Genomic DNA, 22,043 nt, shown 5'->3' on the forward strand with positions numbered 1-22,043 from the left:
AAAAAACCAAACCCGTATTACAGTACAGGTTTGGTTTTTTTACATTGACTCTGTGGCTCTACTTAGCTTAAACACAGTTCTCCGTTATTTCTCTCTACTCAGTGCTCTCCGGCGATCATGTAATACCATCAAGATGACAGAACCCATTAATACTCCTAAAACACTACCTAATTCTGTAGAAATCACATGGGCTATCGGAGCTTCCAGTACAGGTTGTGCATCTGGTCGGGTCGAGGATAATCGATTGAAGAGATTAAATGAGAACAGCATTCCTGACGAAACCCACGCTGCTATCATAGGAGGATAAAAACTCCTCGAACCGCGGCCAGTTGTCAGAACCAACACTCCCCACGCTCCAGCAAGAGCCCAGACACCTGTACTAAGCGATAATAAGTGCCACCATAAATCACGACTTTCTAACAGGCTATGGTTCATGCCTATCGTTCCACCAAATGACCAGTATAGTTTGATCACTCCAAGTAGAACACAGCCTGTCGCAACAAGCCGGGCAATTGAAACTTGAAGTTTTTGGCTATTATGTGGAAGTGATTCCATGTGTAATGGACCGATAATTGACTCTGGCCAACGTTTTCTAACGTATCCAGCTACTGCGAAAGGTAGGCAGATTCCGACACCAACCAATGAGATCATTACCAAAACCTGCTCCAATATCCAAATATCAGCTGACCCTAGCTGCTGATCACGTATCATAGCAGCAGGACCAAGAACTGGTGCTAGCAATACCATAGGGACGAGCAAACCTGTACCTACCCATATAGGTAAGGCAACCAACCAAGCGGGTAGCTTTTCTCCCCATTTCATACTAAATGCTAAAGATAATAGGATACCAACAAGAGCAAGAACCAAGGTTACGGCATTTGCAGTTCGCCAACTAGGGTCACCCATATGATCTGTCGGCATGAAGAATCCAAATGTCCAAGCAATTTTTATTAACAGGTAAGGTGATATTGCTATTGCCGCAGCATAACCCCAATTAATTCTACGCTTTCCTACAAATTGATAACCACGCTTTTCTTTTACTATTGACATAGGAACACCTTGACTGGATCCCCATGACGGTTGATAATTTCTATCTCATTGCCCTTTAGAAACCTCTTTTCGACTGGTTCTAGTGTCATATCATGTAACGCATATACCATTAAATTCCCCCTCATTCTTCTTCCACTTATTTACCATTAGGTTAAATGTCTAATATTCAAAATCTTATACGTATTTTAACATATATTAACAGCCATCTATACTATATTTTTGAAAATCATTATTTGAATATAACCATAAAAAATAGCCCTCTGCGCTCATATGAGAACAGAGGACTATTTTTTATGAAATGGTGAAATTACACTTTTATTTAACCTTGAACAAGGGTTGAAGTACATTTTCTACAAATCGTCAAACCCATTCAAATCACTAGTTTTCGTATACTGCCTTGATTTTTGTTCAAAGAAATCTGTTTTCGTACCATCTATATTATCTACATAGGCACGAATCCATCTCATCGGATTTTCCACAAAATCTGGATATATCTCACTTAACCCAAGCAGACGCAACATTTTATTTGCGCGGTATTTTATATAGCCAAACATTTGATCAAGCTCAATTCCTTCCACATCTGCAAGTACATACGTTGACCATTCGATTTCCATATCGACTGCTTTTCGAAATTCTTCATATACCCATTCCATGAAGTCCGCATGATTATGTTCTGGGTATTCAGCTAATGTCGCACGGAACAGCTCCGAGATAAATTTACCATGCTCAAGCTCATCCCGGTTGATATAACTAATCATCGTTGACGTTCCAACCATTTTATTTTCCCGTGCAAGATGATAAAAGAAAGCAAATCCCGAATAGAAAAAGAGTCCTTCCAGTAGCGATGTGTAAATAAGTGTCTTTAATATATTTTCAACCGTAGGCTTTTCTACAAATGCATTATAACCTGTTATTAAACGTTCGTTCCGTTTTAATAAAATAGGGTTCTTTCTCCCTAATTCAAAGGCTTCCTTCTGCTCTTCTAATGAAACGACCGATGATAATACATAGGAATAGCTTTCATTATGAACTGCTTCCTGCTGCGAAATTACCGCCAGGATAGACTGAACAGATGGATCGGTTGCATATAATGACAACAATAATGCGGTTCTCGTTTGTGGTGCATCTAGTGTTGACAAAAGTCCTATAATTTTCAAATACGCATCCTGTTCTGTCCTAGTTAGCATCGGGAACTGTTTAACATCGGAAAACATATTGATTTCGTCTGCTTGCCAATAATTCCCAACCAATCGCTTATACATCTTATACCAATGGGGATATTTAATATCATTCCAATTAAGGATACCACTTGATTTTCCTCCAAATACTTTCGTTGCTTTATTCGGATTACGCGGCTCCATTGTTTTGGCTTTTTCAAGCAATGTTTCTGCCATACTGTAAAACTCCCTCCAGCCAATGGTCAATCTTAATCTCTTGTGACCCTCTTGGTGATTGTTCAATCTTTAATCCTTGCCACTTACTTCTGTAAAACTTCGTTAACTTATCTACAGCCCCACAAAAGTATTGAAACTGGGTATCTCCTGTTCCGAAAACAGCTATATTATCCGGCTTATAGCCTATTTCTAAAACGAAATCCTTTACTTCATCAGGTGTGCTGCCATTATCCCAAGTAAACGTCCCTAGAAAGACTACATCATAATGGCTTGGGTTAATTGGTGGATCAATACCAATTCGATGCATGTCCACCCACGCTCCCCTTGTTAAAAGCTTTCTTTGAATTAATTCCGCTGTTTCTTCGGTATTTCCGCTAAACGATAAATAAGCTATTAAAGTCCTCAACTTGAACACCACTCACATTCTTCTACATCATTAGAGGTAGAACGTACATAATAGGTTGTCTTCAAGCCTTCTCTCCATGCTTGAAGGTGTAAATCAAGTAGCACGCTAGCTCGAATCGTGTTTGGAACATAAATATTAAAAGAGATACTTTGATCAATATGCTTTTGGCGTGCTGCATTCTGCCTTACCGACCAGCGTTGATCTACAATATAAGCGGAACGACGATATACGTCGTACGTTCTATGATCTAACTCTGGTGCAGCCGTTGGAATTTTGAAGTCCTTTTTCTCTTCGTAATAAAACGGCTTAAAAATTGGATCGATACTTGCTGTTGAACCTGCTATCATCGCAGTCGTGGAGTTCGGTGCCACTGCCATTAGATATCCATTTCGGATTCCTTTTTCTTTTACAGCATTTTTTAATTCCTGCCATTCCTCATTTACATAGCCTTTTTCATTAAAATAAGCACCTGTATTCCACTTACTTCCAGGATATTCCGGGTAATGTCCTTTTTCTTCACTTAGTTCCATACTGCTTTTTATCGTTAGAAAAGCAATTTTTTCATAAAGCTCATCTGCAAACTGTACTGCTTCTTCTGATTCCCAAGCAATACGCTTTTTCGCAAGTAAATGGTGCCACCCAAATGTACCTAAACCAATTGCGCGATATTTTTGATTGGTTCTTTGTGTCTGAATAAGCGGCAATGTATTGATATCGATAACGTTGTCCAGCATGCGCACTTGAATTTTAATCAAGCGCTCTAGTACTTCATCTGGAACTGCTTTACCTAAGTTGATAGAGCTTAAATTACATACAACAAAATCACCCGGCTTATATCGTTTCATGATATAACCATTCTCATCAGTAAATTCTTCTAGAAATTCGGTAGGTGATTGGTTTTGCGTTATTTCTGTACATAAATTAGAACAATAAATAATACCAGTATGATTGTTACTATTTTGACGGTTCACTTCGTCACGGTAAAACATAAATGGTGTACCTGATTCTAGCTGAACCATCATAATTCGCTTCATAATTAAAATTGCTGGTATCTTTTTCTTGGACAGCTTCTCATTTTGAACACATTCTTCATACTTTTGTCTAAATGTGCCATTGCCTTTTTCCTCGTCATAGAAATCTTCAAGAGAGTATCCCATTACTTCACGAACCTCATGTGGATCAAATAGGTACCAATCCCCACGCTTTTCCACCTGTTCCATAAACAGGTCAGGGATACATACCCCAGTGAAAATATCATGGGCACGCATGCGGTCATCCCCGTTATTTAGCTTTAAATCCAAAAATGCTTCAATGTCTAGATGCCAAACATCTAAGTACACTGCAATAGCACCTTTTCTTGTCCCTAGCTGGTCAACACTAACAGCCGTATTATTTAATTGTTTAATCCATGGAACAACACCACTACTCATCCCTTTAAACCCTTTAATCGAGCTTCCACGAGCACGAATTTTGCCCATGTATACGCCTATTCCTCCACCATTTTTAGAAAGCTTGGCAATATCGGTGTTGCTATCGTAAATCGATTGCAGGCTATCATCGACAGTATCGATAAAGCAGCTTGATAATTGCCCATGGGTTTTACCTGCATTTGCTAAAGTAGGCGTTGCAACGGTCATATATAGGTTACTCAATGCCCAATAAGCTTCTAGTACAAGATCCAAACGTTTTGTCGAGTCTTCATCTTGCATTAAATGCATGGCAATAATCATCCAGCGTTCTTGTGGTAATTCATATGTATGTTTGTCGTGATTGGTTGCCAAGTATCGGTTTGCTAGTGTATATAAGCCTAAATAAGTAAATTGTAAATCTTGGTTTGGATTTATGTTTTTTGCTAAAGTATCAACTTCTTCTTTTGTATACTTTTTTAGTAAATTTGGTGTATAAATTCCTTCTTCAGTTAACGCTTCAATTAAGTGATAAAAGTTTCCATATTTTAATTCCGGGTCAAAATTACGATTATTCGCGGCCTGATAATATAGCTTTTGCAGTAAAAGACGCCCCGCTACAAAAGTCCAATTTGGATTTGCTTCATCTATATTTTCTAACGCTCTTTTAATCAGAACATCAATTGATTTTTCAAACGTGTAGTCATCGGAAATAGTTGTATTTAACTCCGATATGTTTATATGTAAGTTTTCTGTTGCAAATTGTAAAATGTGATTAAGATAATCTTTTGGTGATTTTACTGTTACCATGATATTTCCTCCTAAAAAATATATAAAAAACCGCTCACCTTAGGGATGAACGGCATAAATAAAAACGACAGAATTTATACAAAAATGTATGATTACTCCATCGTCTCACGCTCTTTCAACCCGAAGAATGATGAAACTATAAGTTAATGGCAGGTCTCCTGGCTTGCGCTTCACTCTACTAAAGTCCTTCCCATATCCTAGATGCATCGATACAGTGGATTTCTCTTTCGTCGGCACTTACAGTTGCGGGGACAGCTCCAGATTTTCACTAGATTCCCTATTAAGACAAGTATGTCACCATTGCTTATGGCACTATATATAGTATGTATATTTATTGAAATCACAATATATTGTATTATTACCCTATCATAGTTCTAATCTTTTTGCAATCTATATATTAATAGATTTTTAGATTTTTACATAAGAAAAACCTCCAAAGCTTGGTAGTAATAGGGTAAATAAAAATAATTTTATTTCTTACCATTCGATAAAATTTTCTCGATAGTAGAACATGTACAAATAAAAAAATACAAATCAACGTAATACCCTATCCCAATAAACTGGCAAGGCATAGTTTCATTCAGTACAATATTAAATAATACTCTCGGGTGGTGAAATAATGGAAAAGATCATCGATTTAATACAATCATCTAGTTACACGATTGTTTTCACAGGAGCAGGAATGTCTACCGAAAGTGGATTACCTGATTTTCGATCAAAAGATAGAGGGCTGTGGGAAAAATTTAACCCTGACGAATTAGCAAATGTACATGCATTGGAGCACAGCTTTGAAGAATTTACGGAGTTCTATCAATTCCGACTAGGTGAAATAAACAAATACAAGCCACATGAAGGTCATTATATTTTAGGAAGATGGGAAAAACAAGGTCTTATCAAAGGAATTATTACACAAAATGTAGATGGATTTCATCATGATGCAGGGAATGAAAATGTGATGGAGCTTCACGGTACATTTCGGAAGTTTTATTGTAATCGATGTAAAAGAGAACAGAAGAGAGAACGGTATATTAATGGGGAGCATCAATGTTCCTTCTGTGATGGATCTATTCGCCCAGGAATCGTTCTATTTGGGGAAATGCTTCCTGAGGATGTTTTTTATAAGGCAGAAATAGAGACTGGCAAGGCGGATTTGTTTATCGTCCTTGGGTCTTCGCTAACAGTTAGTCCAGCAAACATGTTTCCAATGATTGCAAAGGAACATGGTGCTAAGCTGATTATTGTCAATAGAGAGGTAACTCCGATGGATTACTACGCAGATTTTATTGTTCGGGATAAGAGTATTCGAGAGTTTTTGGTTGAGATGGATTTGAATTTGTAGGATCGGTTTTTCTTTTTTTCTCATTGGTAAGAATTAGCACGCGAGATATCAATATACCACACCGCGTACGCCTAATTTCTCTATCATTCCATTATTGATAGTTCAGGAAGTGACCTGTTACTCCTTGTCGCTTCCTGAATGGTTTAGTTTCCTTGTTTCGTCCATTATAATTGAGAACTATCAAATTAATTGTGAGACCGGTAGTTACAATTATCTTTGTTTTTCTACCTCGGCGTAAGTGGAGTAATCTTTTTTAGTAATAGTCCATCCAGTAAAACCTAATAGGATATTAATAAGTGGTACTAGAAAAACGAAGAATGCATATGGAATAAATTCCGCTGGGGTAATCCCATACATCCCCGCAATAAATACAGCTGGTACACCCCAAGGGACTAAATTGATACCTACTGTCCCAGCAGCCTCAACAGCTCTAGAAAGATTTATCGTATCGATATTCATGGACTTAAACTTGCCAACAAAGGTTCTTGCTGGCAAGATAATGGATAAATATTGTTCTCCTGTTGTAAATCCAACCAAGAAGCTGGAAAGAATGGTAGATCCTATCAAAGAACCAGTTGATTTTACTTTCTCCATGATTGTTCTTGTTAGCACTTGAAACGCGCCTGTTTCTTCTAATATTCCACCTAGAGCCGTTGCAAGTATTACCAGTGCAATCGTTTCAAACATCGCCATAAAGCCTCCACGGTTCAATAAGGAATCAATAGCTTCACTTTCTGATTCCCCAGTGAAGCCATTAGTCATCGTATGAATAATAGTAGAAACGGAGTCACCTTGTACTACGATTGCTAGTAAAGCACCTAGTAAGCTCACACCAATTAATGCTGGAATAGCTGGTACTCGCTTCAAAATTAAAATTATCGTAAGTATTGGCATGACAAATAATAACGGATGTATGACAAAAAGATTATCTAATCCTGTTTTTATTTCTGTAATAGTATTCACATTAGCATCACCATTACCAATACCGGAACTACTAATCACCCAAAATATGACGAAAGATAAAATAAATGCCGGAATCGTATCCCATAGCATGTGCCTAATATGACTAAATAGATTGGATTCTGCCACCGCGGGAGCAATATTCGTTGTATCGGATACTGGTGACAACTTGTCCCCAAAAAACGCACCTGATATAACCGCACCTGCAACTATACCAGCAGAAAATCCAAGTCCTTCTCCAATGACCATAAATGCCAACCCAATCGTAGCGATTGATGTAAAAGAACTTCCTAATGTCAACGAAACTATACCAGTTACTAGGGCAACCATCGGTAAAAATATGTCAGGCTTAATAAATGAAAGCCCATAGTAGATGATGGTTGGGATTACCCCACTTGCAATCCAAGAACCGATGATTGTACCGATAATCATTAATATAAATATAGCTGGCAAAGCACGTTTTACCCCACTTACCATCATGTTTTGAACGTCTTCCCATTTCCAGCCACAAAATATACTAATCATCGCTGCTATGATAATGCCAATTATTAATGGGAAATGCATACTAGTCTCCCAAATAAAAACAGAAAAAGACGCGCTCACAATAATAGTTATAATTGGTAGTAATGCGAGTAATACTGTCATATTCTTATTCATAAAAAATCCTCCTCAAAGATGCAGATAAATAAAAAAAGCTTCTATCCCCATAAAAAGGGACGGAAGCTCCGCGGTACCACCCTAGTTAGCAGAATACTCTGCTCACTTGTATTAGATAACGGCCGAAACCGGATTAAACAGCTCCCTATTTGTACTTCGTTATACACCTTGCCTGATTCACACCAACCATCAGGTCTCTGGTTTCAAGAATTGTAAAAACTACTATAATAGTTCATTGCTTTTTTACTATGAAATTGTTCAAAAGATAGAGTAGACAACAAAAAGAGCTTCCATCCCCAAAAAGGGACGGAAGCTCCGCGGTACCACCCTAGTTAGCAGAATACTCTGCTCGCTTGTATTAGATAACGGCCGAAACCGGATTTAATCTGCTCCCTATCTGTAATTCACCATACACCTTGCCTAGTTCACACCAACCACTAGGTCTCTAATTTTCAAGAGTCGTACAAGCTACTATGATAGTTCAACGCATTTCCTTCATGAAATTAGACTTATCATATTCCATCTTCTTAGATATGTCAATGGAATATTTCCTTCTCTTTCGAAAATTTGATTACCCCAACACTGCGCGGTCGCTTTCAAACTGCTCTCCACGGATGCGCTGGAATTCCTTTAATAAATCTTCAATCGTTAAATCTTGTTTTTTGCCACCGTTAATATCTAAAATAATTTGACCTTTATCCATCATGATTAACCGGTTGCCTAAATCAAGCGCTTGTTGCATATTATGAGTAACCATTAGTGTGGTTAATCCATGCTCCTCCACCACTTCTTTGGTAAGCTTCGTAATCAGTTCAGCTCGTGACGGGTCAAGGGCTGCGGTGTGCTCATCAAGCAACAAAATATTCGGGTTTGTAAATGTCGCCATTAGTAAGGATAATGCTTGTCGCTCCCCGCCAGACAAAAGTCCAACTTTAGCGTTTAAGCGGTCCTCTAATCCTAAATTCAATGTATTTAAATGTTCTCTAAAATCTTTCTTCCGCTGTTTCGTTACGCCCGGTTTTAGTTTTCTTTTCCGGATGCGTGAATATGCCATTGCTAGGTTTTCTTCAATAGTCATAGAAGGTGCCGTTCCTGCCATTGGATCCTGGAATACTCGGCCAATATAGGCTGAACGTTTATATTCAGGAAGTGTCGTTACGTCCTTGTCACCGATAATTACTTCCCCAACATCTGGAACTAAATTACCAGAAATCACATTCATTAAAGTTGATTTCCCGGCACCATTACTACCGATTACGGTGACAAATTCTCCTTCTTTAAGCTCCAAATTAATTCGTTGTAATGCTTTCTTTTCATCAGGAGTGCCTTCATTGAATGTAATCGCTACTTCTTGTATTCGTAACATTAGGCACCCTCCCTTAACTCTTTCAGTTCTGCACGTTTTTGTAGTCGCCGTTTCTTTTCTTTTCGAGCTTGAATGATTTTAGGGGAAACTAATGCAATGATTACAATAAAGGCTGTAATCATCTTCATATCTCCAGTATCTAGAAAATCCACACGAAGGGCAATCGCAACTACAATCCGGTATAGAATTGCTCCACCAATTACAGCTATCGTTGCAATAGCTATTGTCTTCTTACCAAATAATGCTTCTCCGATAATAACAGATGCTAAACCAATAACAATCATCCCAATCCCCATATTAACATCAGCAAAACCACCATTTTGGGCAATTAAGGCACCACTAAGTGCAACCATCGCATTAGATATCCCGACTCCTAATACGATTAAATTGTCTGTGTTGGCAGATAGACTTCTAATCATTCGTTTGTTATCCCCAGTTGCTCTTAATGCTAAACCAACTTCCGTTTTCAAGAATGCATCGGTGAAAAATTTAATGAACAATGTAACGATAATCATGATAAATAATATTACCCATGTTGCTGGTGCACGGCCTGTAAGAATTGCTGACCATATCCCGTTTAAAAACTCATCCATTCCCGCTGGCCAAATATCCCGAAGTTGTGAGAATACCGTTGATTGATTGTGTAATGATATGGTAGGCTGTCCCATTATTCGTAAATTTATGGAATATAATGCTATCATCATTAGGATCCCGGATAATAGGGCATTAATTTTCCCCTTCGTATGAAGAAGTCCTGTTAAACATCCTGCAATAAAGCCGGCGACGATAGCCATTAATGTAGCTATAATTGGGGAAATACCATTTGCGATCGAAATAGCCGCAACACCTGCACCGGTTACAAAGCTCCCATCAACGGTTAAGTCGGGAAAATCTAATACTCGGAAGGTTAAATATACCCCTAAAGCCATTAAGGCATAAATAACTCCAGATTCAATCGCATCAAATATAGATAAAGCCATGTTTCATTTACCTCCTTTTCCACTCACTTACAAAAAGTGGAAATAACTCATTCATTAGAATAGAGAAGCAGGCCAGTAGCCTGCTTCAAAATTGGACTTATATTAAGATAAATTCGTTTCTATTACTGTGCTGTTTCTTTAAATTGAGCGGTTTCATCCCATTCCGTATTCCACTCAACCCCTTGTTCTTCTGCAGCACCTTTGTTGATGAATAATTGAATTTCAGGTGGGTATTCAACTGGAATATCTTTTGTTGATTTACCATCTTTCAAGATTTCAACCGCCATTTCACCTGTACGATATCCAATTGTGTAATAATCAATTCCGAACGTTACGAATCCTCCCTTTTCTAATGAATCTGGCTCTCCTACTACTAATGGGATATCTTGCTCATTCGCAACTGCTACGACACTATCAAGAGCAGATACTACTGTGTTATCCGTTACAATATAGAATACATCTACTTCACTTACTAAAGAAGTTGCTGCTTGTTGAACTTCATTTGAGTTAGCTACCGTACGTTCTACAAAGCTTAGAGAAGTCCCTTCACCAGCTGCCCTTACAGCTTCAATTTGTGTGACAGAGTTTGATTCACCCGCATTATAAATTAAACCAACAGATGAATTCGGGAAGTACTGGTCAATAAAGTTCACTGTTTCTTGAATCGCGTCTGGATGCAAGTCGGTCACCCCAGTGATATTTTCCCCAGGTTCATCCATTGCTTTTACTATCTCAGATGCTACAGCATCTGTTACTGAAGTGAATACGATAGGAATATCTCTTGCATCTTTAGTTGCTTCAAGCGCCGATAATGCTGCAGGTGTTGAGTTAGCAAATATCAAATCCACATCATCTGCAACAAAGCCGTCCGAAATTGGCTTTAAGTTATTTGGATCACCTTGAGCGCTTTGATAGTCATACTCTACTTCAAGCCCCGCTTCTTCTAAGGCAGCTTGAAACCCTTCGTATGCCCTATCCAATGATGGATGCTCAACAATTTGCGATGCACCGATTTTAAATGTATCGCTACTTCCATTAGTAGTACCACATGCTGCTAAAACTACTAAACTAATAATTGCTAAAACGATTAATTGAAGCCCTCTTTTCACTCTCTACTCCCCCTTAGACTCTTCTAAACTATAAGTATAATTTGAGAAATTATAACATACTGAATACTTAAGTCAACCCTATTTTTTGATAATTCTTGCTATTTGCAAGCGCTTACTCTTTTATTCTGTTAATGCTTTTCATGATTTAATTTTATTTCTGATACCTCCTCATTAAAAATGGACTACTTTTTCAATACCTTTTATAATTCGCTCTGGTGTCGGTAAATAATGATTTTCTAAACTTGAGAATGGGACCGGTACATCAAAACCTGTCACCCTCTCCACAGGAGCTTTTAAATATAGGAAAGCCGTATCATTGATGATGGATACAATATCATTTCCTAGCCCACCTGTTTTTTGTGCTTCATGTATAATAACTGCTCTACCTGTTTTTTGAACAGATTCAGCAATTATCTCCTCGTCAATGGGATATAATGTACGGAGGTCAATCACTTCACAGCTAATGCCGTTTTCACCAGCCTGTTTAGCTACTTTCTCCACTAAAGGCACCATTGCTCCCCACGTGATTAACGTGACATCATCACCATCCAAACGCTTTTTACCCTTACCTAATTCAACCGTATAATAATTATCTGGAACCTCTTCTCGGAAGGAACGATAACTATGCATTGGTTCCATATAAAGTACTGGATCTGGATCCTCTACTGCTGCAATTAGTAACCCTTTTGCATCATACGGAGTTGCTGGACAAACTACTTTAATCCCTGGCATATGGGTAAATAAGCTCTCGGCACTATCGGAGTGAATTTCTGGCGCTCTTACCCCAGCTCCAAAAGGTGCACGAATAACCATTGGTACAGAGAACCTCCCCATCGTACGAGACCTAATTCGCGACACATGGGTCATGATTTGATCATACGCTGGGTATATAAAGCCCATAAATTGAATCTCTGCAATCGGTTTAAATCCGTTGACAGCTAGACCGACAGACGTTCCAATAATTCCGGACTCTGATAAAGGCGTATCGATTACCCGTTCTTCACCAAACTCCCCTTGTAGTCCATCTGTTGCCCGAAAAACACCACCATTTTTCCCAACATCTTCCCCCAAGATCAGGCTCATTTCATCTCGCTCTAAAATGGTTCGCATACCATCATTAATCGCTTGTATCATCGTCATCGTTCTTGTCGCTGTTTTCTTCGTTTCTGTAAAGTCTGTCGTCATTCTACTTCCCCCTTAACAGTTGAAGATAGGACTCTTTTTGTCTAACTAGCGAATCTGGGAGCTTTGCAAAAACATGGTTAAATAAATCTTCTACATTCGGCTTTGGATAATTCTCCATTTCTTTTACCGCTAATTCAATTTCATGCTCTATCTTTTCATGGGTAGATTGGATAAAGTTTTCTTCCCAAAATCCTTCATTTTTCATAAAACGCTCCAAACGAATTAAAGGATCCACAATATCTTTTCCTTTATCCTCCGGACGATATTTCGTTGGATCATCTGCTGTTGTATGGGCACCGGTTCTCCAGGTCACCGATTCAATTAATGTTGGACCGCCCCCATTTCTTGCACGTTCAGCTGCCTTTCGCATTTCAAAGTACACAGCAAAAAAGTCATTACCATCTACTCGTACACTTGGAATTTCATAAGCTACTCCTTTTTGAGCAACGGTTCTGGAATTCATTTGTCGCTCAAATGGTACTGAGATAGCATAGCCGTTATTTTGATTAAATAGTATGGTCGGTGTTTGAAATACACTAGCAAAGTTTAACCCCTCATGAAAATCCCCTTCTGATGTAGCCCCATCTCCAAAATAAGCGATTGCAATATTATTCGTTCCTTTTCGCTTCTCAGCCCAAGAGGCCCCTACTGCATGGAGTATTTGTGTGGCAATCGGGACAGCAGCAGGAAATATATTTTTCCCTTCTGGTGGAATACAACCTTCTAATCTACCATTCCAATATAAAAATGTCCGTGTCATATCTGCCCCAAACGTCAGCATCGCACCATGGTCACGATATGTAGGAAAAAGCCAGTCATTTTCTCGTAAGGCAAGCGCGCTACCTACTTGGGAGGCTTCTTGTCCTTGAAATGGTGGATAGGTTCCGATTCTCCCTTGTCGTTGTAAGCTTTTTGCCTTTTTATCAAATGTGCGAATGCGATACATATGGTAGTAAGCCTTTTGTACAAGTTCTTGATCAATCAAGGATTTACTAGCTGCATCAAGTAAATTACCTTGGTCATCGATGATTTGCTTTAATGGATATCCATTCTCCATCAAATAACCTCCAATACCGGTCTTTTAACCTATTCTTGTTAGCGCTTACACATAATAATATGACGTTATTTCAACGTAATTTTATCATTATGTAATATATAGGTCAATTCATTATTTGTAAAATATAAACTTTTCAAACTAATTATCACTTACTACTGTTTCTATTGATGTTAACCCGAATTTTAACTGTGCCTTTGCAGTCTGTATCATATTTTCCATTAATTCTTGCACACTTGGTATGTCTTCCATTAACCCTGCAACTTGGCCACCATTGATAAATCCTCTTTCTAGATCCCCATTGATAGCACCGATTAGGTGATGCTTTTCCGTCGTAAGTTCACTAAACTCCTGTAACGTAATACCATTTTTCTCTTTTTCTAATAGATTTCTAACGTAGGCGGTGTCTAGTACTCTTCTGATTCTGCCTAAACTTCTACCGATAATGACAGCATCTGTACCATTTGCTTGAATGAGCTGATTTTTGTAGTTCTCATGGAAAGGAGCTTCCTTCGTAGCGATGAAACGCGTCCCGATTTGTACTCCTTCTGCCCCTAACATTAGAGCAGCCGCTAATCCTTTCCCATCACCTATTCCACCGGCTGCGACGACTGGTTTGGTCACGTTTTGAACAACTTGCGGGATTAACGTGAACGTGGTTAGTTCTAAATTGGAATTGATTCCGGCAGCTTCATAACCTTCCGCTACTAATATATCTGCACCTGCAGCTGCTGCTTTTTGGGCATGTTTAACAGATGCTATAATCGCCATTACTACTTTCCCATGCTCGTGAAGCTTCGGTATATACGGGGCTGGATTTCCAGCTGAAAGAGAGATAACCGGCACGTTATGTTTAATACATAGTGCAATTAAATCATCTACAAATGGCGTCACATTTATTGCAATATTTACCGCAAATGGTTTAGTTGTTAATTGCTTCGTATCAAGGATGATGCTTTCCACCTGTTCAGGATGCATCGTTCCACAGCCGATCGTACCTAGTCCCCCTGCATTCGAGACAGCTGATGCTAGTTTAGCATTGGATATATTACCCATGCCTCCTTGTATAATTGGATACTTAATATGTAATAGCTCGGTAACGATGTTCATTTCTCCTTGCTACCTCCCCTTGAACTTAGGTGTTCGCTTTTCACTAAATGCTTGTAATGCTTCTAATCTATCTTCAGTAGGAATCGTGAGTTCATAGGCCTTTGCCTCAATATCTAAACCAGTCTTTAAATCGGTGTTCGTCCCAAGGGTTATCGCATACTTTGCTTGTGTTACTGCTACTGGGCCATTCTGTAAAATCTGCTTCGCCAACTGTTCACATTCTTTTAGTAAAGCGTCCTTTTCTACTACTTTTAATAAGATCCCCAGTTCCTTAGCCTCAATGGCTGTGATCTTTTTCGCAGTAAGAATAAGTTCTTTTGCCTTCATTTCACCTATTAATCTAGGTAGTCGCTGCGTACCACCAGCCCCCGGAATAATCGCCCAACTCGTTTCTGTAAGACCCAGTTTGGCATCCCTTGTTGCAAAGGCAAAATCACACGCTAGCATCAGTTCAAATCCCCCACCAAAGCAATATCCATTCACTGCTGCAATAGTTGGCTGTGGTAAATTAGCGATTGAATCAAAACAGTCACGGATCGCTTTCACATTTCTTCTGACTTCTGGTTCCGTTAACGTCTTTCTTTCCTTTAAATCTGCTCCCGAGCTAAATGCTTTCTCCCCTGCTCCAGTAATAATAACGGCTCTTATATCGCGGTCAAGGTGAACTTGATTTACTGTATTTTGTAGCTGTGTAAGCATTTGATAGTTAAACGCATTTAAGGCATCTGGACGGTTTAACTGGATATATGCGATATGGTTCTTTTTTTGGAAAAGGATGGTTTCCATTGGTTTCTCCTTTCTTTAGGTGTGGTTTTTCTCGTTGGTATTGGCTGCGAACTGTTGGTGTAGCATAATTCAGGTTGATCGTCTTCTCATTTCAGTTGACAGCTACACCAGTAAATAGACTACATCCCCTCTACAATCACCGAAATTCCCTGCCCAACCCCAATACACATCGTCGCTAACCCATACTGAACATTCCTTCGCTTCATTTCATGAACTAGTGTCGTTAATATCCTTGCACCACTAGCTCCAAGTGGATGGCCAAAGGCGATTGCTCCACCATTTACATTCACAATCTTTGAATCAAGTTCTAATTGACGGATGCATTCAATAGATTGAGAGGCAAATGCTTCGTTTAGTTCTACTAAACCAATGTCTTGAATAGATAGCCCTGCACGGGTTAACGCTTTTCTCGAAGAGTAGATTGGACCTAGCCCCATGATGGCTGGCTCAAGCCCTGCTGTTGCTCCTACCACATACCGAGCTAGTGGTTTAAGACCTAGTTCCTTCGCTTTATCCGCACTCATTAATAAAAGTGCAGATGCACCGTCATTGACTCCGGAGGCATTTCCTGCAGTTATCGTTCCATTCGCAAATAATGGCTTTAGTTTTCCTAACTTTTCTAGCGAAGTATCCAGACGCGGATGTTCATCATGATCAATCCGTATTTCCTTCCCTTTCCGGTCATAGTAGACAACCGGCACTAGTTCACGGGAGAATTTATTTTCCTCTATCGCTTTTTTCGCACGCATCTGACTTTGATAGGCAAACTGATCTTGTTCCTCTCTACTAACCCCGTAGTGCTTTGCTACATTTTCAGCAGTTTGCGGCATGGAATCGGTGCCATACATTTCCTCTAGTTTTGAATTAATGAATCGCCAGCCGATCGTAGTGTCATAGAGTTCCAAATTTCCTCTAGGAAAATCTTTATCTGGTTTCGGCATAACAAATGGTGCCCGCGTCATGCTTTCCGTACCACCCGCAATGAAGCAGTCACCTTCACCTACCGCTATCGCTCTTACCGCATACATGACCGCATCTAACCCTGACCCACATAGACGATTGATCGTTGTCCCAGAAACCTCGACCGGAAGTCCTGCAAGTAATGCAGACATTCTTGCTACATTTCGATTATCCTCGCCAGCTTGGTTCGCGTTTCCTAACACAACCTCTTCAATTTCATTTGGAGGTAAGGAAGGATTTCTATCTAACAATGATTTGATAGCTATCGCACCTAAGTCGTCTGGGCGGATATTCTTTAATACACCTTTATATTTACCAATAGGCGTTCTTAATGCATCGACAATTACAACGTCTCTCATTTTTTAATCATCTCGCCATCTTTAGAATAGTCATAGACCCCACGTCCTGTTTTTCGACCAAGCCTTCCTGCTTTCACATATTGCTCTAATAAAGGGGCTGGTCGGAATTTTTCTCCTAACGTTTCATGCAAGTATTTTAGGTTATTTAACCGCGTATCAAGCCCAACGAGGTCGCCAAGCTCAAGTGGCCCCATTGGGTAATTCAGACCCAGTCTAATCGCTTTATCAATATCCTCCGCACTAGCAACCCCTTCTTGAAGCATATAAAATGCTTCATTACCAACCATGGCGCTAATTCTGCTTGTCACAAATCCTGGAAACTCATTTACTTCCACCGTATCTTTATTCATTTTTTCTGCTACCTCGCGAATGACTTGGATGGATTCACTATTTGTTTCTAGCCCCTTTACTATTTCAACAAGTTTCATTCGATGAACTGGATTAAAAAAGTGCATTGCGGCTACTTGTTCTGGCCTCTTCGTATAGGATCCTAATTCGGTTGGGCTAATCGTAGATGTATTGGATGCAATCACGATATGGTTAGGTGCATGGGTATCGACTGTTTCTAACACATGCTTTTTTAATTCGCGTTTTTCAGGGACTGCTTCGATTACAAAATGGGTATCACGTACTGCAGTAGCTAATTCTAGTGAGGTATGTAAATGGTTAAATACATTGGTTACTGCTTGAGCAGTTAGTTTGTTTCGGTCAACTGCTTTTTCTGCTAGGTGGTGTAATTCGGTTAGGGCATTTTTTAGTTGTTGCTCGGATATATCTACTAATGTCGTTTGAAAGCCGGCAAGGGCAGAGACATAGGCTATGCCCCGCCCCATCACACCAGCTCCAACGACGGTTATTTTTTCGATCGTCATCAGTAAGCATTCCTTTCTTTTAGATCCTTCTAAAAGATATCTTTACATGGAGATATGCTTTTGGTAATTCTCTGAGCTGTCCGAACACACGGAGACTCCTGCGGGAGGATAGGCCTAGGTGAGACCCCGCAAGATGCCCCTGCGTCTGCAAGTAACGCTACGCTGCATGCTTCCTCGGGGCAAGGCAGCAAAGAAGTTTACTCAAGTAGTAGCCTGGCTCGCCAGCCGTCCGCGGCAAGGTAGACACTGCGAGGTAGTTTCGAGCAGATGTCGCCCCTGTGCTGGAAGTAAAAGCTGAGTGTGTTCGGACAGCGGATTCGGCAAGGAATCTATCTTTACACTCCAAACGGATTAATTGGTTTTGGTCCGTAATAAGCTAGGACGCTTTTGTCTTCCATGTATAAATCTAATGTTTCAACGGTTAGTTCTCTGCCGAATCCGGATTGTTTGTAGCCGCCGAATGGGGTTCCTGGGAAGGCGGAGAATGGGCTGTTAATCATGACAATCCCTGCCTGAATTTGGTGAGCTACACGAGTTGCTCTTGCTTGGTTTGTTGTCCAAACTGCAGATCCTAAGCCGTACTCCGTATCATTTGCCCGCTTAATTACTTCACGTTCATCAGAGAATTTCTCTACCACAACAACCGGCCCAAAAATTTCTTCGCGAACAACCTTCATATCTGGTGTAACATCGGCAATAATAGTCGGCTCATACCAATAGCCATTTTCAAAGCCTTCTATTTTCAGTTCTTTTCCACCAGTTAAAATTGTCGCACCATCTTCACGAGCAGATTGCACATAAGAATCAATCGTTTCTAACTGACCTCGGCTAATGATAGACCCAACATGAGTTCCTTTATCAAATGGATCACCTAGCTTTAACTTCTGTGTTCTTGCCACGAACTGATCCATAAATTCATCATATATATCTTCATGGACAAAAAGTCGTGATCTCGCTTCACAAGACTGACCTGTATTGAAGAAAATCCCAAATAAGGATCCTGCAACAGCCGCTTCTAAATCTGCATCTTCAAAAATAATGCTCGGTGACTTCCCACCTAACTCCAGTGTCAAACGCTTCAGCGTACTAGACGCCTTCTCCATAATGTCTCGACCAGTTGGTGTTGAACCAGTAAATGCCACCTTATTAACATCTTTATGGGTAACTAAGTAATCCCCAACAACTTGCCCAGCACCAGGAATGGTGTTTACCACTCCTTCTGGAACACCTGCCTCGTGACAGATTTCATTTAAAATTAGTGCTGTTATCGGTGTTAAGCTTGCTGGTTTTACAACAACCGAACAACCGGCAGCAATCGCAGGCGCAATCTTCCAAGCTGCCATCATCATTGGGTAATTCCACGGAATAATTTGGGCACATACTCCAACCGGCTCTTTATGTGTATAATTAAAAAATCCGTTCGGCATATTGTTTACCGTTCCTCTATGTCCAACAATTGCCCCTGCATAAAATTCAAAGTCTTCTATTGCTTGATTTATTTGGACTTGGGCAGCACCAAGCGCTTTTCCACTATTTAGCACTTCTAGTTCAACTAATTCATTAAAACGACTCTGCATAATCTCGGCAATTTTATTTAGTACACGAGCACGTCTACCTACTGGATATTTACGCCACTTCCCATTATCAAAGGAATTTCTAGCAGCTTGAACTGCTCTTTCTGCATCTTCAATTTGGGCTTTTGCTATAGTAGCAATTACTTCCCCTTTTGCCGGATCATACGTTTCAAACACTTCACCTGATACACTTTCTACTCGTTCACCATTAATAATCATCCCATAATGACTTCGTTTCATTTCTCCTACCGATGCAATTTTATCGGATACTACTTGTTCCATTTCGTTCTCCTCCTTATTTCCCTACAAAATTGGGTTTTCGTTTTTCGATAAACGCTTGGAGTCCTTCTTGGTGGTCCTGTGATAAGCCCGCAATTCTTTGGGCAAAGGCTTCTTGTTCTAAGAAAGTTTCATAGTTTGTGTGCATACTATCGAGCATATATCGTTTAATTTGGGAAAATGCTTTCGTTGGAAGACTTGCTATCTGTAAAGCAAATTTCTCTACTTCCACGTCCCATTCTCCCTCGTCCACTACTTTTGTAACTAATCCAAGTCCCATAGCTTCTTCAGCATTCATTGGTTTTCCTAGTGTAGCGATTTCTAATGCTTTGGCATAACCAACTATGCGAGGTAGCATATAAAGGAAGCCTGAATCCGGCACTAACCCGATATTCATAAAAGCACTAACCAATTTTGCCGTACTTTTCATCACTCGAAAATCACAGGCAAATGCCAAACTCATCCCTGCACCAGCGGCAGTCCCATTCATTGCTGCAATAACAGGCTTTAGTGTTTCCTTAAGTGTTTTTAGCATCGGATGATATCGTTCTCTTAAGAATTGTGCATGGTTCGTATTTTCATCCACTCCAGCTAAATCCTGGCCCGAACAAAATGCTTTCCCACTCCCAGTTATGACAATGCATTTCACTTCATCATCTTTTGCAGCCTGTTTTAATGCTTTGCCAATCTCCTGATTCATCTGTTCCGTAAACGCATTATAAGCTGTAGGGCGATTAAGAGTTATGGTTGCCACATGGGTATTTTTCTCATATACAATTGTTTTAAAGACCATACGATCACTTCCCTTTAAACGAAGGAGTGCGCTTTTCGGTAAATGCACACATTCCTTCTTTTTGGTCTTCTGAGGAAAAGGCGAGATAAAAGTTTTTCCGTTCTAATATTTTCCCCTCTTGCAGCGTTACATCCGCTGCTGCATGCACCGCTTCTTTAATTAGTCGTATAGCAATTGGGGCCTGCTTCGTCAGTTGGTGAGCAAGTCGCATCGTTTCCTCTACAACTAGTTCCGGTGCAACAATACGGTTAATTACACCATAATGTAAAGCTTCTCTTGCCGTCATTTGTTCCCCTAGCCATATCCATTCCAATGCCTTCCTAACACCCATCGCCCTTGTTAAAAACTGAGTTCCTCCTGCCCCCGGTAGGACACCTAGCTTCACTTCTGGAAAACCAAACTTGGCATCTTCACTGGCTATGATTAAATCACAATGTAGGGCTAGTTCAAAGCCACCGCCTAGTGCAAAGCCATTAACTGCAGCAAGTATCGGTTTTTTGATTAAACTTATTTTGTCCCATTCAGCAAATGGATTTAAGAGCTCTAGCGAAAGCGGTGTTTCGTTCATCATTTCTTCAATATCCGCACCTGCTGCAAACGCCCTTTCATTCCCCTTCAAGACGATTACTCGAACCGAATCATTACGATCAAAGCTTTCTAACTGGGAGACAATTTCATCCACCATCTGCCTGTTCAAGGCATTTAACACCTTTGGGCGGTCTAGTTGAATGATACCGACGCCATCTTCCGAATAAACGTTGATAAATTTATTCATGTACCTCTTCACCAATCATAAGCGTGACAATATCGCCCGCAAATTTCATGACATCTCTACCCGAAGCCTTCCCTTCATCCGTTCTCATAGCCTTTTGTAGGGACTCATGGTCGTCATAATACATTTCACACAAAAGGTAATACTCGCTTTCTCCCATTGGGGAACCTACTATTCTCGTAACCTCCATTTTCCTTAATCCTGGAATTTTACTTGTGATTGGTGCATGGGTGTTGAAGTAATGTTCATCAAACTTTTCCTTATCTGCTGGCTGCTTGTATAATGCAATAAGTTTTACCATTCTTTTTCCTCCTAATAATTAGTATGAAGTGGTTTTACCACTGGTTTCATTGCCTCAAAAGGATTCCTGCAAGCACTACAATATAAAATGCTCCTGCATGCCGTTGGCCCGAATACATTCTCCATCGAAGTGTAGTCAGAGTCACAGTACGGGCAGTTCACTGTCCATTCATCACCTGGGCGGTAATTTTCAGGAGGTGGTGCAATCCCGTGCTTCTTTAGCTCCTCTTTCCCTTTATCTGTAATAGCATCTGTTGACCATTGATGCTCCATCGTAAATTTCACCTTACATTCTGTAACCCAATCCAGTTCTTCAACTGCCCTTTTTACTTTACCCTCGATAAAATCTAATGCCGGACATCCCGCAAACGTTGGAACCATTTTAATTTCCACATGACTTTCATCAATCGTTATACCGTGTATCATCCCTAAATCATACACACTCACAGAAGGGAGTTCCGGGTCATCGACAGTTTTGAGCACGGCATAAGTTTCTTCTAATCTAGTAATCTCTTTCAAACG

20 protein-coding genes, 1 riboswitch and 2 other annotated features are annotated in these 22,043 nt (G+C 40.0%); of the genes, 1 reads left to right on the plus strand and 19 read right to left on the minus strand.

Features of this window, described 5'->3' with window-relative positions:
• Window positions 1–84 precede the first annotated feature (84 nt).
• From AB1K81_RS08865 to AB1K81_RS08880, 4 genes are all read right to left on the minus strand, one after another.
• Window positions 85–1,050: a hypothetical protein gene (locus AB1K81_RS08865; protein ID WP_412976302.1), complete on the minus strand. Its 966-nt coding sequence runs from the start codon at window positions 1,048–1,050 to the stop codon at window positions 85–87.
• A 350-nt stretch (window positions 1,051–1,400) separates the two neighbouring features.
• Entirely contained in the window at window positions 1,401–2,444 is a 1,044-nt protein-coding gene (locus tag AB1K81_RS08870) for a ribonucleotide-diphosphate reductase subunit beta (protein ID WP_412976303.1), read from the minus strand.
• Window positions 2,425–2,850 carry a flavodoxin gene (locus tag AB1K81_RS08875; protein ID WP_412976304.1) on the minus strand — a complete coding sequence of 142 codons (426 nt, stop codon included), beginning with the start codon at window positions 2,848–2,850 and terminating at the stop codon, window positions 2,425–2,427. The genes AB1K81_RS08870 and AB1K81_RS08875 overlap by 20 nt, the downstream gene beginning before the upstream one ends.
• Window positions 2,847–5,066: a ribonucleoside-diphosphate reductase subunit alpha gene (locus AB1K81_RS08880; protein ID WP_412976305.1), complete on the minus strand. Its 2,220-nt coding sequence runs from the start codon at window positions 5,064–5,066 to the stop codon at window positions 2,847–2,849. The genes AB1K81_RS08875 and AB1K81_RS08880 overlap by 4 nt, the downstream gene beginning before the upstream one ends.
• Window positions 5,067–5,197: 131 nt before the next feature.
• Window positions 5,198–5,382, minus strand: a riboswitch (cobalamin riboswitch).
• 303 nt (window positions 5,383–5,685) lie between these two features.
• Between AB1K81_RS08880 and AB1K81_RS08885 the strand changes: the two genes are divergently transcribed.
• Window positions 5,686–6,405, plus strand: a complete 720-nt coding sequence (locus tag AB1K81_RS08885; protein ID WP_412976306.1) for an NAD-dependent deacylase — start codon at window positions 5,686–5,688, stop codon at window positions 6,403–6,405.
• A 210-nt stretch (window positions 6,406–6,615) separates the two neighbouring features.
• Here AB1K81_RS08885 and nhaC read toward each other — a convergent pair whose 3' ends face one another.
• The 15 genes from nhaC to paaD form a co-directional block, all read right to left on the minus strand.
• The gene (gene nhaC, locus AB1K81_RS08890) at window positions 6,616–8,022 is read right to left on the minus strand and encodes a Na+/H+ antiporter NhaC (protein ID WP_412976307.1); all 1,407 of its coding nucleotides are present in this window, start codon (window positions 8,020–8,022) and stop codon (window positions 6,616–6,618) included.
• Window positions 8,023–8,074: 52 nt separating this feature from the next.
• Window positions 8,075–8,267, minus strand: a binding site (T-box leader).
• A gap of 54 nt (window positions 8,268–8,321) precedes the next feature.
• Window positions 8,322–8,516, minus strand: a binding site (T-box leader).
• A 77-nt stretch (window positions 8,517–8,593) separates the two neighbouring features.
• Complete coding sequence (locus AB1K81_RS08895) at window positions 8,594–9,388, minus strand: ABC transporter ATP-binding protein (RefSeq protein WP_412976308.1); 795 nt, start codon at window positions 9,386–9,388, stop codon at window positions 8,594–8,596.
• A complete protein-coding gene (locus AB1K81_RS08900; RefSeq protein ID WP_412976309.1) occupies window positions 9,388–10,368 on the minus strand; it encodes an ABC transporter permease in 981 nt (326 codons plus the stop codon). Before AB1K81_RS08900 ends, AB1K81_RS08895 begins: the two co-directional genes overlap by 1 nt.
• A gap of 122 nt (window positions 10,369–10,490) precedes the next feature.
• Window positions 10,491–11,477, minus strand: a complete 987-nt coding sequence (locus tag AB1K81_RS08905; protein ID WP_412976310.1) for an ABC transporter substrate-binding protein — start codon at window positions 11,475–11,477, stop codon at window positions 10,491–10,493.
• A gap of 171 nt (window positions 11,478–11,648) precedes the next feature.
• Window positions 11,649–12,662, minus strand: a complete 1,014-nt coding sequence (locus tag AB1K81_RS08910; protein ID WP_412976311.1) for an alpha-ketoacid dehydrogenase subunit beta — start codon at window positions 12,660–12,662, stop codon at window positions 11,649–11,651.
• 1 nt (window position 12,663) lies between these two features.
• Window positions 12,664–13,719: a pyruvate dehydrogenase (acetyl-transferring) E1 component subunit alpha gene (gene pdhA, locus AB1K81_RS08915; RefSeq protein WP_412976312.1), complete on the minus strand. Its 1,056-nt coding sequence runs from the start codon at window positions 13,717–13,719 to the stop codon at window positions 12,664–12,666.
• 138 nt (window positions 13,720–13,857) lie between these two features.
• Entirely contained in the window at window positions 13,858–14,826 is a 969-nt protein-coding gene (locus AB1K81_RS08920; RefSeq protein WP_412976313.1) for an NAD(P)H-dependent flavin oxidoreductase, read from the minus strand.
• Between the two features lie 9 nt (window positions 14,827–14,835).
• Window positions 14,836–15,612 (minus strand): enoyl-CoA hydratase-related protein, encoded by a 777-nt coding sequence (locus AB1K81_RS08925; protein ID WP_412976314.1) that lies wholly within the window; start codon window positions 15,610–15,612, stop codon window positions 14,836–14,838.
• Between the two features lie 119 nt (window positions 15,613–15,731).
• Window positions 15,732–16,931 (minus strand): thiolase family protein, encoded by a 1,200-nt coding sequence (locus tag AB1K81_RS08930; RefSeq protein WP_412976315.1) that lies wholly within the window; start codon window positions 16,929–16,931, stop codon window positions 15,732–15,734.
• Window positions 16,928–17,803, minus strand: coding sequence for a 3-hydroxyacyl-CoA dehydrogenase (locus AB1K81_RS08935; protein WP_412976316.1), 876 nt, complete (start codon window positions 17,801–17,803; stop codon window positions 16,928–16,930). The genes AB1K81_RS08930 and AB1K81_RS08935 overlap by 4 nt, the downstream gene beginning before the upstream one ends.
• 335 nt (window positions 17,804–18,138) lie before the next feature.
• A complete protein-coding gene (locus AB1K81_RS08940) occupies window positions 18,139–19,659 on the minus strand; it encodes an aldehyde dehydrogenase family protein (RefSeq protein WP_412976317.1) in 1,521 nt (506 codons plus the stop codon).
• Between the two features lie 13 nt (window positions 19,660–19,672).
• Window positions 19,673–20,449 (minus strand): enoyl-CoA hydratase/isomerase family protein, encoded by a 777-nt coding sequence (locus AB1K81_RS08945; protein ID WP_412976318.1) that lies wholly within the window; start codon window positions 20,447–20,449, stop codon window positions 19,673–19,675.
• Between the two features lie 4 nt (window positions 20,450–20,453).
• A complete protein-coding gene (locus AB1K81_RS08950; RefSeq protein WP_412976319.1) occupies window positions 20,454–21,224 on the minus strand; it encodes an enoyl-CoA hydratase/isomerase family protein in 771 nt (256 codons plus the stop codon).
• Entirely contained in the window at window positions 21,217–21,522 is a 306-nt protein-coding gene (locus tag AB1K81_RS08955; protein ID WP_412976320.1) for an EthD family reductase, read from the minus strand. The genes AB1K81_RS08950 and AB1K81_RS08955 overlap by 8 nt, the downstream gene beginning before the upstream one ends.
• Before the next feature lie 11 nt (window positions 21,523–21,533).
• Window positions 21,534–22,040, minus strand: a complete 507-nt coding sequence (gene paaD / locus AB1K81_RS08960) for a 1,2-phenylacetyl-CoA epoxidase subunit PaaD (RefSeq protein WP_412976321.1) — start codon at window positions 22,038–22,040, stop codon at window positions 21,534–21,536.
• Window positions 22,041–22,043: the final 3 nt, after the last annotated feature.

The organism is Ornithinibacillus jepli (assembly GCF_047228935.1).
Classification (GTDB): domain Bacteria; phylum Bacillota; class Bacilli; order Bacillales; family Amphibacillaceae; genus Ornithinibacillus.

What these genes read in the sequence shown, in the direction of transcription:
- AB1K81_RS08865 (WP_412976302.1), bottom strand. Translation starts at nt 1,050, where the DNA reads ATGTCAATAGTAAAAGAAAAGCGTGGTTATCAATTTGTAGGAAAGCGT.
- AB1K81_RS08870 (WP_412976303.1), bottom strand. Translation starts at nt 2,444, where the DNA reads ATGGCAGAAACATTGCTTGAAAAAGCCAAAACAATGGAGCCGCGTAAT.
- AB1K81_RS08880 (WP_412976305.1), bottom strand. Translation starts at nt 5,066, where the DNA reads ATGGTAACAGTAAAATCACCAAAAGATTATCTTAATCACATTTTACAA.
- AB1K81_RS08885 (WP_412976306.1), top strand. Translation starts at nt 5,686, where the DNA reads ATGGAAAAGATCATCGATTTAATACAATCATCTAGTTACACGATTGTT.
- nhaC (WP_412976307.1), bottom strand. Translation starts at nt 8,022, where the DNA reads ATGAATAAGAATATGACAGTATTACTCGCATTACTACCAATTATAACT.
- AB1K81_RS08895 (WP_412976308.1), bottom strand. Translation starts at nt 9,388, where the DNA reads ATGTTACGAATACAAGAAGTAGCGATTACATTCAATGAAGGCACTCCT.
- AB1K81_RS08900 (WP_412976309.1), bottom strand. Translation starts at nt 10,368, where the DNA reads ATGGCTTTATCTATATTTGATGCGATTGAATCTGGAGTTATTTATGCC.
- AB1K81_RS08910 (WP_412976311.1), bottom strand. Translation starts at nt 12,662, where the DNA reads ATGACGACAGACTTTACAGAAACGAAGAAAACAGCGACAAGAACGATG.
- pdhA (WP_412976312.1), bottom strand. Translation starts at nt 13,719, where the DNA reads ATGGAGAATGGATATCCATTAAAGCAAATCATCGATGACCAAGGTAAT.
- AB1K81_RS08920 (WP_412976313.1), bottom strand. Translation starts at nt 14,826, where the DNA reads ATGAACATCGTTACCGAGCTATTACATATTAAGTATCCAATTATACAA.
- AB1K81_RS08925 (WP_412976314.1), bottom strand. Translation starts at nt 15,612, where the DNA reads ATGGAAACCATCCTTTTCCAAAAAAAGAACCATATCGCATATATCCAG.
- AB1K81_RS08930 (WP_412976315.1), bottom strand. Translation starts at nt 16,931, where the DNA reads ATGAGAGACGTTGTAATTGTCGATGCATTAAGAACGCCTATTGGTAAA.
- AB1K81_RS08935 (WP_412976316.1), bottom strand. Translation starts at nt 17,803, where the DNA reads ATGACGATCGAAAAAATAACCGTCGTTGGAGCTGGTGTGATGGGGCGG.
- AB1K81_RS08940 (WP_412976317.1), bottom strand. Translation starts at nt 19,659, where the DNA reads ATGGAACAAGTAGTATCCGATAAAATTGCATCGGTAGGAGAAATGAAA.
- AB1K81_RS08945 (WP_412976318.1), bottom strand. Translation starts at nt 20,449, where the DNA reads ATGGTCTTTAAAACAATTGTATATGAGAAAAATACCCATGTGGCAACC.
- AB1K81_RS08950 (WP_412976319.1), bottom strand. Translation starts at nt 21,224, where the DNA reads ATGAATAAATTTATCAACGTTTATTCGGAAGATGGCGTCGGTATCATT.
- AB1K81_RS08955 (WP_412976320.1), bottom strand. Translation starts at nt 21,522, where the DNA reads ATGGTAAAACTTATTGCATTATACAAGCAGCCAGCAGATAAGGAAAAG.